The 13,666-nt window shown below is 39.8% G+C and carries 10 protein-coding genes; 6 read left to right on the top strand and 4 right to left on the bottom strand.

Features of this window, described 5'->3' with window-relative positions:
• Positions 1–136: 136 nt before the first annotated feature.
• The 3 genes from I6F43_RS11450 (at position 137) to I6F43_RS11440 (ending at position 3,430) form a co-directional block, all read left to right on the top strand.
• Complete coding sequence (locus I6F43_RS11450; protein ID WP_197102401.1) at positions 137–1,180, top strand: flavin reductase family protein; 1,044 nt, start codon at positions 137–139, stop codon at positions 1,178–1,180.
• Positions 1,177–2,229: a fatty acid desaturase family protein gene (locus I6F43_RS11445; RefSeq protein WP_197102399.1), complete on the top strand. Its 1,053-nt coding sequence runs from the start codon at positions 1,177–1,179 to the stop codon at positions 2,227–2,229. Before I6F43_RS11450 ends, I6F43_RS11445 begins: the two co-directional genes overlap by 4 nt.
• A gap of 199 nt (positions 2,230–2,428) precedes the next feature.
• The gene (locus tag I6F43_RS11440; protein WP_257983256.1) at positions 2,429–3,430 is read left to right on the top strand and encodes a branched-chain amino acid aminotransferase; all 1,002 of its coding nucleotides are present in this window, start codon (positions 2,429–2,431) and stop codon (positions 3,428–3,430) included.
• A 117-nt stretch (positions 3,431–3,547) separates the two neighbouring features.
• On the opposite strand, the gene I6F43_RS11435 is transcribed toward I6F43_RS11440, so the two are convergent.
• Positions 3,548–6,130: a TonB-dependent receptor plug domain-containing protein gene (locus tag I6F43_RS11435; protein ID WP_197102397.1), complete on the bottom strand. Its 2,583-nt coding sequence runs from the start codon at positions 6,128–6,130 to the stop codon at positions 3,548–3,550.
• 507 nt (positions 6,131–6,637) lie between these two features.
• On the bottom strand, positions 6,638–6,952 hold the full coding sequence (locus tag I6F43_RS11430) for a DUF962 domain-containing protein (protein WP_010552524.1): 315 nt from the start codon (positions 6,950–6,952) through the stop codon (positions 6,638–6,640).
• Between the two features lie 164 nt (positions 6,953–7,116).
• Between I6F43_RS11430 and I6F43_RS11425 the strand changes: the two genes are divergently transcribed.
• Positions 7,117–9,273, top strand: a complete 2,157-nt coding sequence (locus I6F43_RS11425) for a prolyl oligopeptidase family serine peptidase (RefSeq protein ID WP_197102395.1) — start codon at positions 7,117–7,119, stop codon at positions 9,271–9,273.
• Between the two features lie 253 nt (positions 9,274–9,526).
• Here I6F43_RS11425 and I6F43_RS11420 read toward each other — a convergent pair whose 3' ends face one another.
• On the bottom strand, positions 9,527–10,819 hold the full coding sequence (locus I6F43_RS11420) for an anti-phage deoxyguanosine triphosphatase (RefSeq protein ID WP_197102393.1): 1,293 nt from the start codon (positions 10,817–10,819) through the stop codon (positions 9,527–9,529).
• Positions 10,820–11,066: 247 nt separating this feature from the next.
• Here I6F43_RS11420 and I6F43_RS11415 point away from each other — a divergent pair, with 247 nt between their 5' ends.
• Positions 11,067–11,873 (top strand): glucosaminidase domain-containing protein, encoded by an 807-nt coding sequence (locus I6F43_RS11415; RefSeq protein ID WP_101216433.1) that lies wholly within the window; start codon positions 11,067–11,069, stop codon positions 11,871–11,873.
• Positions 11,866–12,534 (top strand): DUF2987 domain-containing protein, encoded by a 669-nt coding sequence (locus tag I6F43_RS11410; RefSeq protein WP_197102391.1) that lies wholly within the window; start codon positions 11,866–11,868, stop codon positions 12,532–12,534. Before I6F43_RS11415 ends, I6F43_RS11410 begins: the two co-directional genes overlap by 8 nt.
• Positions 12,535–12,625: 91 nt before the next feature.
• On the opposite strand, the gene I6F43_RS11405 is transcribed toward I6F43_RS11410, so the two are convergent.
• Positions 12,626–13,630, bottom strand: coding sequence for a LacI family DNA-binding transcriptional regulator (locus tag I6F43_RS11405; protein WP_197102389.1), 1,005 nt, complete (start codon positions 13,628–13,630; stop codon positions 12,626–12,628).
• Between the last annotated feature and the right edge of the window lie 36 nt (positions 13,631–13,666).

Raw genomic sequence — 13,666 nt, 5'->3', positions numbered from 1 at the left:
CAATTAGTGCTAATAAAAAATTGAATAATTACTCTATTGGGGTTGAAAACTTAAAATTTGAGCGTACACTTGTGCGCTGAAGTTTGGGCGTACACGTGTAAGTTCAAAATAATTAAGATTTGATAGAGATTTAACCATGATGACTCAAGTATTAAACCAATTTTCAAAATGGTTTTTACACCATCAAAGTTTTGCAGGCTACATAGAGCCAATAATGCAGGTGTTTAAACCTGCGTGGCGTGCAGGGCAGTTTAGAGCGCAAGTAGTTAGTACCGCTGTGCTTGATGGCGGTTTTTTAAGTGTGCAACTTAAGCCAAGCAAACAATGGCAGGCGCATATGTCAGGGCAGCATATAAGTTTAACGCTTGAAATTAATGGGCGATTATTAACACGCGTTTTTACCGTGGCCTCAAGCGCTCAGCAATTTAAAAATACAGGTTTGGTGCGCTTACTAATCAAAACAAATGCGCAAGGGCGCTTTACAGGTTTACTCAGTAGCGCATTAAAAGCGGGTTTGTGGTGCAATATTTCTGCGCCAAACGGCGACTTTGTATTTAAAAATACACATACACCGGCTACTTTTGTTGCCGGTGGGTCGGGTATAACACCTATGCTGGCTATGCTTGATAATTACTTAGGCCAAACTACGCAAAAAGTCTCGTTAGTGTATTACGCAAAAGCCACTGAGCATCAATGTGTTGATGAGCTAAGTGAGTTGGCAGCGCAATTTGAGCATTTTTCGTTTTTATTATTAACGCGTGAGCAATCAAACGATATAACCAGCAATATTAAGCCGTGGGAAAATCCAGACATATACTGCTGTGGCCCTGCTGCATTTATGCAGACGGTGAGCGATTTTGCTAAAACGCATAAGCTAAATTACTACCAAGAAGCATTTGGTTTGGCGCTGCCTAGCTTAAACGACGACAGCCAATTTAATGTGAAAATTAACGCCAGTGCCCATGTTGTATCGGGCAACGATGTTTTACTGACTCAGTTTGAAGAAAAAAAGCTACCCGTTAAACGCGGTTGCGGTATTGGTATTTGCCATCAATGCCAATGTATTAAAAAGTCAGGCGTGGTACGTAATTTAAAAACAGGTGAATTGAGTGACAACGGCGAGCAATTAATCCAACTTTGCGTAAGCCAACCTGTTAGTGATTTGGAGTTACAATTATGAAAAACATTAACTATGACATGCTCGCAAGCGAGTTAGATGCCATTAAAATGGACACCCTTGGCAAAGTAGGCCAACAAGATGCCGACTACATTCGCTCTGTTGTGCGCAAACAGCGAGTGTGTGAATGGAGCGGGCGAATTTTGCTTATGCTTGGTTTTATTCAGCCATTACTGTGGGTTGCAGGCGTGTTGTTATTAGCACTTGCTAAAATTTTAGACAATATGGAAATTGGCCACAATGTAATGCATGGTCAATACGATTGGATGAACGACAAGCAACTTAACTCACAGCATTATGAATGGGACATAGCGTGCGACGGGCAAAGTTGGCACCGCGTTCATAACTTTGAGCACCATACGTATACTAATATTATTGGTAAAGACAGAGACTTTGGTTATGGCTTGTTGCGCCTGAGCGATGATTTTAAGTGGCGTTTTAAAAATGTATGGCAGTTTTTTACGTATATTAATTTAAGTGTGTTATTTCAGTGGGGCGTGTCGTATCACGAGTTGGCTGCAGAGCGTGTTTTTATAGGTAAAAAGAAAGAAAACCGCGAAGGGCTTGTTTCACACTCTACATTAAAGCAGCGCTTTTTTAGTAAAGGCGCTCGCCAGTTAATTAAAGATTATGCGATATTTCCGTTACTTGCAGGACCTTTATTTTTATGGGTATTGGCCGGTAATTTAGTAGCTAACTTAATCCGTAATTTATGGACGTCGACTATAATATTTTGTGGTCACTTTACTGAAGAAACGCAAACTTTTAAACAAGAAGACTGCGTAAACGAAACGCAAGGGCAGTGGTATTATCGCCAAGTACTGGGCTCGTCTAATATTAACGGGCCGCATTGGTTTCATGTTTTAACAGGGCATTTGAGCTGCCAAATAGAGCATCACTTATTTCCTGATATGCCGTCTTCGCGCTATCAAGAAGTAGCGCCTCAAGTACAAGCTGTTTTGAAAAAACACGGTATTGATTATCATACAGGTGGTTTTTTTAGACAGTATACGTCGGTGTTAAAACGTATTATTAAATATTCGTTTAAATAAACATGTTTTAATTAACGAATGAAAAAATCGGTCTGTGTAACTACACTGACCGATTTTTTGTTTATTGCACTCAATACGGTTGATTAGTAAACAGCACTTGCAAAAATTTCTCATAGTTAATTAAAAAAGCCTTACTTTAGCTATGGTTAAATAGCGTGTGATTGTCATACAATGGAGGAAAATAGACCACACAAGAGAGATTAAAATGGCCGCATTTGGTACCGTGTTTATGCCGCAGATGATTCAAGCTCGTTTTTCTGATAATAAATGGAGCGAAAGCTCAATTGTCCCTTCCGATAAACTTGAACTTCATGCTGGTGCGCACGTTCTTCATTATTCAAGTACATGTTTTGAAGGCTTAAAAGCCTTTCGCCATGAAGATGGTTCTGTTTATCTTTTTAGAATGGATGCAAACATTGCACGCATGCAACAAAGCTCAGCGCTATTAAGCTTACCGAGTTTTGACAGCGATATGCTAAAAACGATGATTATCGATATTATGCGTGAATACGCAGATGAAACGCCATTACCACCAGGCTCTATGTATATTCGCCCAACGCACATTGGTACTGAGGCGGCAATTGGTAAAGCAGCTGCGCCATCAATGAGCTCGCTTTTATACACGTTACTATCGCCAGTAGGTGATTACTTTGCCGGTGGCGCAACTGCACTGCGCGTACTGCTTGAAGAAGATGGTATGCGCTGCGCTCCGCACATGGGTATGGTAAAAAGTGGTGGTAACTACGCCAGTGCTCTAGCACCTATTAGTGCTGCACGAACTAAGTATCAAGCAGATCAAATTTTATTTTGCCCAGGTGGCGACGTACAAGAAACCGGTGCTGCTAACTTTATACTTATAGATGGCAACGAAATTATTACTAAAGCGCTTGATAGCACGTTTTTACATGGTGTAACGCGTAATAGTATTTTAACCATTGCAAAAGATTTAGGTATGACGGTAAGCGAGCGTAACTTTAGCGTTACTGAGCTACTAGAGCGTGCTGCTAAACCAGGTACTGAAGCGGCGCTTTCGGGCACTGCAGCTGTACTAACTGCTGTGGGTACGTTTATTCATAACGATAAAGAATACAAAGTAGGCACTGGCGAGCCGGGCCCTACTACAGCACGCCTTCGCCAAGCATTGAACGATATTCAATGGGGTAAAAGTGAAGATAAGCACGGCTGGTTAACTAAAATCTAATTATAGATTTAATAATAGATTTAATAATAGATTTAATAATAGATTTAATAGTAACTCGCATTAAAAAGCCACCTAATCGGTGGCTTTTGTGTGTTTGGTTACTTTAAGCTGTGCTTATTAAAACTTCATTTCTATTTTACCGTACACGTAGCGTCCGTTAAATCCATACGGCGAGAAGCTAGAGTAAGCAAATAAACGTGAGAAGGTGGTTACATCGTCAACATTTTCACGGGTTGCATCTGGGTAAACATCAAAAATGTTATTAGCACCTAAGCTCAGCGATACGTTTTCACTAAGCGAGTAGGCGACATCTAAGTCGGTTATCCATTTAGGCTTAAGCACTTCGTTACGTTCTGGATTATCTGAAGGGTCTTGAGTTTCGCCGTAACGTGTTGTTCTAAGCGTTGTACGAATATCATCGTTAGTCCATGTTGCGCTTAAGTTGTACTTATTACGCGGTGTGCTTACTTCAAAACGACGCAGCTCAGTGCCTGAGAACAAGTTGTCTTGATCAAACCCTGCACCTTGAAGCTCTGCTGGTGGGTCGATAATATTTGTTACTTCATTTTTACCGTAGTTGTAACCTAGGTTAAAGGCTAAATCGCCGTAACCATCAGTTGCTACATTATAAGAGGCAACCACATCCACACCACGGGTTTTACTGTCAATTGCATTTAAGAAGAAACGACCTTGGTTAGCGCCTGTGCCTTGAAGTAAATCGGCAATAGCATCGCCCGATAAGTTGTTTGATAACACAATGCGGTCATCAATTAATATTTGGTAGTAATCAACCGATAAGCTGAAATTAAAGTCGGTAGACCATGTAAAACCAACGCCGTAGTTTGTTGCTTCTTCTGCATCAAGGCCAGGTGAGCCCAGTGCTTTTGCTACATCGCTGCTTGGTGCAAAGGTACCGGTTTCGGTTGGTTCGCCATCAACAAATACAGTGGCCACTGAGGTAAAGTATTGTTGCTGCAATGAAGGTGCTCTAAAACCAGTAGATACTGAGGCGCGTAGTGCTAAGTCTTCAGTTAATGAATAACGAGTCGCAATTTTACCGTTAAGTGTATCGCCAAAGTCCGAGTAATCTTCATAACGGGCGGCAACCGCTAAATTCCAATCGTCGGTTAGGTAGGTTTCAAGGTCTATATATAAGCTCACGTTGTGGCGGCTGTTATCGCCCTCTGATTCGGGTGTAAACCCCGGGAATACTTGTGCCCCCGCTGCGCCAAATGGGCCATCAACTGGGTCGGTTACTGCGCCTCCTGGGCCAAATGTGCCTTGTGCATATGATGCTTCTTCGCCTGCATCTATTTGGTATCCTTCGCGGCGATACTCAGCACCTACGGCTACGTTTACAGAGCTTTCTAAAAAGCTGACGTCTACCTCGCGGCTAAAATCAACGTTTAAAGTAAGTTGATCGTAGGTAAGTGTTCCTGCATCAAAGCTTGTTTGGCTAGTAGGGCCATATGAGGTATTTAAGCTATTTATAACACCAAACTCAAATGCATCTTGACCATATACGGCCGATACATCGTAATTCCATTCACTTACAAAACCTTTAGCGCCAAGTGCCAGTGAAAAGTCATCTATGTCTGAGGTAATAACAGGTAAAAAGCCATCAGGGTATACTTCTTCTATATTACGGCTATCGCTTGCACGGCGATAAAACCCGCCGCCTTCGCCTTCACGTTTGCTGTAAGAGCCAAACGAATATAAATCAACTTCGTTTGTTAACTGGTAACCTGCGTTATAAAACATTGAAAAATCTTCAACATCGCCATTACCAAAGTTATGGTTGTAACGATTTACGGTAAGTTCACGTGGGTCTAGCGCACCATCTACTGAACCGTCATCTATGCGTGCGTAGTTTTCACGGTTATCGTAGTCTGAGCGGTTAGTTGAATGGCGGTCGCGGTATTCTGTTGAGATGTTTAAAAAGCCATTATCGCCAAGCTCAAAACCCATATTACCTTGCAGCGTTAATGTTTGACCATCGGTTAAAGAGCGATCGCCCCCTTCGGTAAAGGCTAAATTACCATCACTGCCTTCAGATACAGATTTTAGCTGTGGTACACCGTCCATTTCGGTTACGTTAGCACCATATATAGCCGCAACTGAACCACCGCTGCTGGCACTTTTAAGTACAATATTAATAACACCAGCTATCGCATCAGAGCCATATTGCGCTGCTGCACCATCGCGTAATACTTCAATACGGGCAATAGCATTTGCAGGTATCGCATTTAAGTCAACCGATGATGAACCACGACCCGTTGAGCCATTTAAGTTAAGTAATGCGTTGCTGTGGCGGCGCTTACCATTAACAAGCACTAAGGTGTGATCGGGTGCTAAGCCACGAAGCTGAGCGGGACGTACATGGTCGCTGCCATCAGTAAGTGATGCTTGTGGGAAGTTAAAGCTGGGTAATAAACTGCTAAGCAGGGCATTCGTTTCAGTAAAGCCTGAATTTTTAAGTGCATCTGCACCAATTATATCGATGGGTACTGCGCTGTCTTCTACTGTACGGCCTAATCGGCGAGAGCCAATTACGCTTATTTGTTCGATGTTTTCTTCTGCTTTAGTGTCTTGCTCTGCAGCATTTACTGAGAGCGAACCAAGTAGTGCAGCAGACGCGCTCATTGCGAGTAATATTTGTGGTACCGATTGCTGTAATTTAAATAACGGTTTTCTATTCATGCTGTATTTCCCCATACCCATTGAATTATTTTAGTTTTGTACAAAAAGATCAAACCTCTTTGTTACCTTGAACATATACTTAATTAACAAAGTCAGTCAATTGAATAACATTCAATTAATTTAAGAGTTTTTATAATTACATTTGGTTGTTTTTTATAATGATCATTGTTTTAGTTATATAGCGAAGGTAATTGCTAAGTAATTGATGAATAATGAATTATATTTAAAAGTTAAATTTAACGTTTAATTAACTGGTAAGATGAGATGGATGGTTTAAATTAATTATGGGTAGGGAACCATTTTTATTGGGCTGGCAATAAATAGCTGTTGAGCTATAAATATTTTTTAAAATTTAAAATACAAATAAACCCATTGGATGTTAACTAAATTAACATTTAATAGGTGTGTTATAAATTATGTACTACTTATTAGAACCTATACTTTAAAGCATGAAGCAATTTTGTTTTTATAAGTAATTGGTATAAAAAAAGAGTGCTAAAAATAGTGTTAAAATTTAATTTTTCCAACAAGCATATCTTTAAACATTACCCAATCTCCCCATAAACTGTAAAAAGGGTGTTTAAAAGTAGCAGGGCGGTTTTTTTCAAAAAAGAAATGCCCGACCCACGCAAATCCATATCCAATAACAGGTAATAGCCACAATAAACTGTAGTGTTGTTTTAATAATGCTATTGCGATTACAGCAAGAACAAGGGTACTTCCTATAAAATGTAAGCGGCGGCAAATCACGTTGCGGTGCTCTTTTAAATAATAAGGGTAGAAGGCTTTAAAGCTTTTAAACGTGGGGTTTGTACTTTGCATAGTGTGCTCTTTTATTGTTTTTTATTTTAATGAGGGTCGTGCTATTAAAGCGTAAGTTTACATTTGTTTACAGCGATAAATGGCGCTTAACGCATCTAAATAGACAAAAGGGCTAAAAGTTAATAACTTAGGCGCACTATTAATAAATAAGAATGGAACTCAGGATGTTTAAACACACTCTAGCATGTGCTGTAATTGTAGCGCTTAGCGGCTGTTCAGAGCCAACTAATACGGTAACTCAAGAAGAAGTAAAAGCACCAATGAAGCAAGTTAACGCAGTTATATACCCAGAAACAAAAAAAGGCGATGTAGTAGATACCTACTTTGAAGAAGCCGTTAGCGACCCATATCGTTGGCTTGAAGATGATATGAGCGACGAAACTGCCGATTGGGTTAAAACGCAAAACAATTTAACGTTTTCTTATTTAGAACAAATCCCTTATCGCGATAAGTTAAAGCAGCGCCTTGAAAAACTAATGAACTACGAAAAAATAGGCGCTCCTTTTACTGAAGGCGATTACACCTATTTTTATAAAAACGATGGTCTGCAAAATCAATATGTTTTGTACCGCAGTAAAGATGGCGGCGACGTTGAAGTATTTTTAGATCCAAACAAGTTTAGTGAAGATGGTACGACGTCTATGTCGGGTTTATCGTTTTCAAAAGATGGCTCATTGCTCGCATATCAAATATCTGAAGGTGGCAGCGATTGGCGTAAAATTATAGTTATTGATGCACATACTAAAGAGCAAGTTGAAGAAGCGCTGGTTGACGTTAAATTTAGTGGTATAGATTGGTTAGCTAACGAAGGTTTTTATTATTCAAGTTACGAGAAACCTAAAGGCAGTGAGCTTTCGGCTAAAACAGATCAACATAAAGTGTATTACCATAAGTTAAGCACTGCTCAATCTGCTGACCAAGTTGTATTTGGTGAAACTGATGAGCAAAAACATCGCTATGTAGGCGCTGATGTAACCCATGACGGCCGCTACCTACTTATTTCGGCAAGTACGTCTACCTCAGGCAATAAACTGTTTATAAAAGACTTAACAAAAGAAAACAGTGAGTTTGTAACGGTTGTTGGAAATACTGATTCAGATACATCAGTTATTGATAACGAAGGCAGCAAGCTGTTTTTAGTTACTAACCTCAATGCACCAAACAAAAAAGTAGTGACGGTTGATGCAAGTAATCCAAGCCCTGAAAATTGGGTTGATTTAATTCCAGAAACCAAAAACGTATTAAACCTTACAAAAGGTGGCGATACCTTTTTTGCTAACTACATGGTTGATGCAATTTCACAGGTAAAACAGTACAACAAAAAAGGCGAGCTAATTCGCGAAATTACATTACCAGGCGTGGGTACTGCACGTGGTTTTGGCGGTAAAAAAGATCAAACAACGCTTTATTATTCGTTCACTAACTACAAAACACCAGGTACTACTTATACGTTTGATGTAACTACGGGTGAATCGGGTGTTTATCGTAAGTCGGCTATTGATTTTAATAGTGATGATTACACGTCTGAGCAAGTGTTTTACACATCAAAAGACGGCACTAAAATACCGATGGTAATTACCTATAAAACAGGCATTAAGCTTGATGGTTCAAACCCTACTATTTTATATGGTTACGGTGGTTTTAATATTAGTTTAACGCCAAGCTTTAGCCCCGTTAATGCTGTATGGCTTGAGCAAGGTGGTGTGTACGCCGTTGCTAATATTCGTGGTGGCGGTGAGTACGGTAAAGACTGGCATAATGCAGGCACAAAATTGCAAAAGCAAAATGTGTTTGACGACTTTATTGCAGCGGCTGAGTACTTAAAAGACAAAAAGTACACGTCTAAAAAGCGCTTAGCACTTCGCGGTGGCTCTAATGGTGGTTTGTTAGTTGGCGCAGTGATGACGCAGCGTCCAGACTTATTTCAGGTGGCTCTACCTGCTGTAGGTGTACTTGATATGCTGCGCTACCATACATTCACTGCGGGCGCTGGTTGGGCATACGACTACGGTACCAGTGAGCAAAGCAAAGAAATGTTTGAATACATTAAAGGTTATTCACCACTTCATAATGTAAAAGCAGGTGTTGAGTATCCAGCTACTATGATTACAACTGGCGATCATGATGACCGCGTTGTCCCTTCACATTCGTTTAAGTTTGCAGCTGAGCTTCAAGCAAAGCAAACGGGTAATAATCCAACGCTTATTCGCATAGAAACCAATGCAGGGCATGGCGCAGGTACTCCAACAAGCAAAACAATTGAGCAGTACGCTGATATATTTGGTTTTACGCTATACAACATGGGCGTAGAGTCGTTATAAAAGCGATTTAACTAAATAGCTAACTTTAATAGCTGAGCAAAAAGGCCGAGTAAATTTAATTTACTCGGCCTTTTCAATGTTTGCTAGTTAGTTATACCAATCTGCTTATATATGGGGTCTATTTAACGTTAAGAAAATTACGCTAGAACTAGGCAAAAATTTTTGTATCTAGTTGTTCTAAATAAAAAATTTTTAACGACGTTATAGTGAAATTTAATTCGTTAAATTGATCAAAGATTTATGCAGGTTGGTATTATTGCATAGGTGAAAACAATCGTTGATACGTTTTATAAGCGTACTCGTCGGTCATTCCGCTTAAGTAATCGCAAATTATACGCATACCTTGGTTTTGCTTTTGCGCTTCTATGTATTGTGCTTGTGTTGTTTCGGGCAATAAACGCAGCGGATCGCTAGCAAACGCGGTAAATAACTCTATTAGTAAGTTTTGACCTTTGAACTCTATTTGCTGCATTTCGGGGTCACGTATTAAACGTTGAAACACAAAATGCTTAAATATTTGCAATACATTGTCGTATTGGGCATCTAATTTAGCGGTGTACTTTAAAATAGGGCATTCAAAGTCATCGTTTTGAATATCTAAATGTATATGAATAATAAAGGTATTAACCAGCTCACCTATGGCATCTTTCCGCTCATAATCATTTTTTGAAAACAAACGCTGGGTGAGTGACTCAAGCATGGTGTTTAACCAGTCAAAGTTTAATGCTTTTAAATGAGGTAGAGCATGAGTTTGCCAATCGTCTAGCGTAAGTACATGGGTTGCAATGGCATCTTCTAAGTCGTGTACGGCGTATGCTATATCGTCGGCATGTTCCATTATGGCGCTGTCGAGCGATTTATATGTTGTTTTAGCGCGGTACTTATCAATAGCGCCATGGTTACCCAGCAACGTTTTATCGTTTTGACTCAGTGGCTCTACTATCCAATTGAATATGGCTGCATCGTCGTTGTATAACCCTTTGGCAGGTCGCCAATCATCTGCTTTTATAAATGCACGACCGGTTGTATCGTCGGGAATGGTATGCCAAAGCGTATTAATAAACGCGGGGTATTTTATAAAACCTAATAAAGTACGACGAGTTAGGTTCATCCCGTGCCCATTACTGTAGGGCTCAAGTTTTGCAACTATGCGCAGTGTTTGTGCGTTACCTTCAAAACCACCGTGATCGCGCATCATGTAATTTAGCGCTATTTCGCCACCATGACCAAAAGGCGGATGGCCAATATCGTGCGCTAAACACAGTGTTTCGAGCAGTCCGGTTGATGGAAAGTGCGTAAAGTCGCTATGTTGCGCTTTTAAATGGCGCAATATGCCAGTACCAATTTGCGATACTTCTAAAGAGTGGGTAAGGCGAGTGCGGTAAAAGTCGTTTAGGCCAATGCCCATAATTTGGGTTTTAGCTTGCAAACGCCTAAATGCAGCTGCATGAATAATACGCGAACGGTCGACCTGCCACGGCGAGCGATTATCGTTAGGACGATGTTTATATTGCTCTATTATTCGGCTTTGCCATTGTTTATTCATACTGCTTACTCACACATAGTTAATATTATTAAACTTTGCTCAGTATACCGATGGACTTATAAATTGCGAATGAACAAATGCACTACATAGGCTCTGTTTTATCTAAAACCCAAATACACTGCTGAAAATTCAACCGTAAAAGGTCACCAAACCCCAGTTATTCGCGTTTATAAAGTGGCTTAGGTATAATGCGCCTTCGTATGCTTGTGTATAAACCATGCATAACTAAGTTTAATAGAGAGAATAGATGTTAAAAACGATTTTTAAGCTTTTACTAACTGTATTTTTTGTTTGGGCGCTTGCATACCCGTTTATACAAAGTGACGATGTTGAACTAGATGAACAAACGTCAGAACAACCAAAAAAAGTGAAGAAAAAAGAAAAACCATTACATAATGTAAAACTGCCAAAGTTTTCAGAATTTAGTGATGTTAAAGAAAAAAAACATGCATTTTTTAGCTTTATTCGTCCGCACGTTGAAGCCGAAAATAAAAAAATATTACAGCAACGCGCTAAGCTCGAAATAGCACGCATGATGTTACAAAACGAATTACCTTTAGAAAAAAAGCAAAACAAAGATATTGCTAAAATTTTAAAGTCGTATGACTTACCAACCACAGTTGATACGCTAATACTTACGCAAGCATTGCGCCGTGTTGATATAATTCCTAAAGAATTAGCGCTTATGCAAGCTGCAAACGAATCTGCATGGGGCACTTCGCGTTTTGCACGTATTGGCCTTAACTTTTTTGGTCAGTGGTGCTACACAAAAGGTTGTGGCATGGTGCCAAAACGCCGTAATACCGGGGCTGCGCACGAAGTTGCTGCGTTTAAATCGGTAAGAGCTGCTATAAACTCTTACTTTAAAAACATAAATACGCATCCTGCTTATAAAGATTTGCGCGCAATACGTGAAAACTTACGTCTTGAGCAAAAACCAATTTTAGCGACTGAACTTACACATGGTTTAATGTCTTACTCTGAGCGCGGTGAAGCGTATATAGAAGAGTTAAACACGATGATTAGCCAAAATAGAGCCTACTTTGATGAATAAATACATTTTTAATTGTACCAACGCTATTGTGTTAGTACTGCTGAGCATTAGTGCGTTTAATGTAAATGCGAGAGAATTTGTGATGTCGTATGACGGTTTTTACGACCGCTTAAAAATTGTTAACAAAGGCGATTTTCAATATGCGCGAGTTAACTTTTACATTAGTGATATTGGTACTAATGAAACATGTGCGATTAAGAGCGGTACTATTTTAACCGAAAGAAACGAGTATCCACTTAACTTTACCGATAAAGCACAATTACTATTGCCGTTCGATAAGCAGCTTGATACCGATAAAGCGGTCATTGTAGTAGAGCCGCTCAATCCTGTACACGATTGCCAATTAAAGCTACAAATAGAAGCAAACGAACTTGAAGGTTTAGCGTTTTCAAAGCAGTCGTTATATACCATTAACGAAGAACTTGATGAGCTATTAACTGATTTGTCGGGCTTTTTTGTAAGTAAATTAATGTGGTTTTTATTACCAGAGCAAAAGGGCGTAGCAGTTACATTTAAAAGCCCAATGCAATTTGATGATGAAAATATAACGTGTGAAAAGTCAGTGTGTTATTTTGCAGTTGAAGATAGCTGGGAAGATGATAGCGCAGTGCTTGGCGATATATCGCAAGTTATTAAAGTAACGCCTTGGATTGTTAAGTGATTAGCGTTTAGCTAAGTAGCTAACCTATAAAAAGCGGCATCTAGCCGCTTTTTTTGTACCAAATTCTGTACTCGTTTTTAGCCTTTAGTTTTTATTTAATAAGCGGTGCTGATGAGTCTCGCTGCATTAAAGTGGGTTCAAAAAACCGATTTATAACGAGATTTTTATTTTGATATACGTCTTTAAGCACTAGTTTTGCTGCCATTTCGCCCATTTTCCCGACCGGATTATCTATGGTCGTGAGTGTAGGGTACAGATAGTTTGCAAAAATAACGTTATCAAATCCAACAATCGATAAGTCGTTTGGTAAATTATAACCGTGCTCTCGTGCGTACTTCATAGCACCGGAGGCCATTTCGTCATTGGCACATACCAGTGCGGTAAAGCTAAGTTTTTCATCAATAAAATGTTTTAAGCCTTTACTACCGCCAGTTTCGTTAAAGTCGCCAATATAATAAAGCGTAGGATCAAATTTAACACCAGCCTCTGTAAGCGCTTGTTTGTGACCTTCAAGTCTATTAAATGCATCGGCTTTAAACTGCGGGCCTGCAATATACGCTATTTGTGTATGGCCTTGATTTAATATCGATTTAGTGGCTAGGTAACCACCTAATTGATTATCTAGGCTGATACAGTTGTCTTTTAGTTGCTCTACGTAACGGCTCATTAAATAAACGGGTGTAGAGCCTTGGCTTAATTTTATTAGGTAGTCGTCTGAGACGGCTTCTACGTGCAAAATAATGGCATCGCAGCGTCTGCTAATTAAAAACTCAATGCCTTCTTGTTCTTTGTCTTCTTCACTGTGTCCGGTGGTAATAATAACGTGTTTACCCGCAGCACGAAGCTCTGATTCAATACCTGCCATCATTTGGGCAAAGAAAGGACCATGTAACTCAGACACTAAAATACCGACACTGTTAGTACAGTTAGAGGCTAAAGATTGCGCTATTGAATTAGGCTTGTAGCCAAGCTGCGCCATAGCATCAAGCACTTTTTGTTTAGTTTTATCGCTTACACGGGTATTTTTGTTCATCACGCGAGAAACGGTGGCTAACGATACGCCCGCAAGCTCTGAGACTTGATAAATTGTTGCCATGTTATTTGTTCACTCGCTTATCCTTAACTACTTCGG

It is taken from the genome of Pseudoalteromonas sp. NZS71_1 (assembly GCF_015864305.1).
In the GTDB taxonomy this organism is placed as follows: Bacteria; Pseudomonadota; Gammaproteobacteria; order Enterobacterales; family Alteromonadaceae; genus Pseudoalteromonas; species Pseudoalteromonas arctica.
Note: the sequence above shows the minus strand (reverse complement) of the source record. Positions and strands in the feature narration are given on the sequence as shown.

Excerpts from the sequence above, each read along its gene's own strand:
- I6F43_RS11415 (WP_101216433.1), top strand. The coding sequence starts at position 11,067 with ATGTTAAAAACGATTTTTAAGCTTTTACTAACTGTATTTTTTGTTTGG.
- I6F43_RS11410 (WP_197102391.1), top strand. The coding sequence starts at position 11,866 with ATGAATAAATACATTTTTAATTGTACCAACGCTATTGTGTTAGTACTG.
- I6F43_RS11420 (WP_197102393.1), bottom strand. The coding sequence starts at position 10,819 with ATGAATAAACAATGGCAAAGCCGAATAATAGAGCAATATAAACATCGT.
- I6F43_RS11435 (WP_197102397.1), bottom strand. The coding sequence starts at position 6,130 with ATGAATAGAAAACCGTTATTTAAATTACAGCAATCGGTACCACAAATA.
- I6F43_RS11450 (WP_197102401.1), top strand. The coding sequence starts at position 137 with ATGATGACTCAAGTATTAAACCAATTTTCAAAATGGTTTTTACACCAT.
- I6F43_RS11405 (WP_197102389.1), bottom strand. The coding sequence starts at position 13,630 with ATGGCAACAATTTATCAAGTCTCAGAGCTTGCGGGCGTATCGTTAGCC.
- I6F43_RS11425 (WP_197102395.1), top strand. The coding sequence starts at position 7,117 with ATGTTTAAACACACTCTAGCATGTGCTGTAATTGTAGCGCTTAGCGGC.
- I6F43_RS11445 (WP_197102399.1), top strand. The coding sequence starts at position 1,177 with ATGAAAAACATTAACTATGACATGCTCGCAAGCGAGTTAGATGCCATT.
- I6F43_RS11430 (WP_010552524.1), bottom strand. The coding sequence starts at position 6,952 with ATGCAAAGTACAAACCCCACGTTTAAAAGCTTTAAAGCCTTCTACCCT.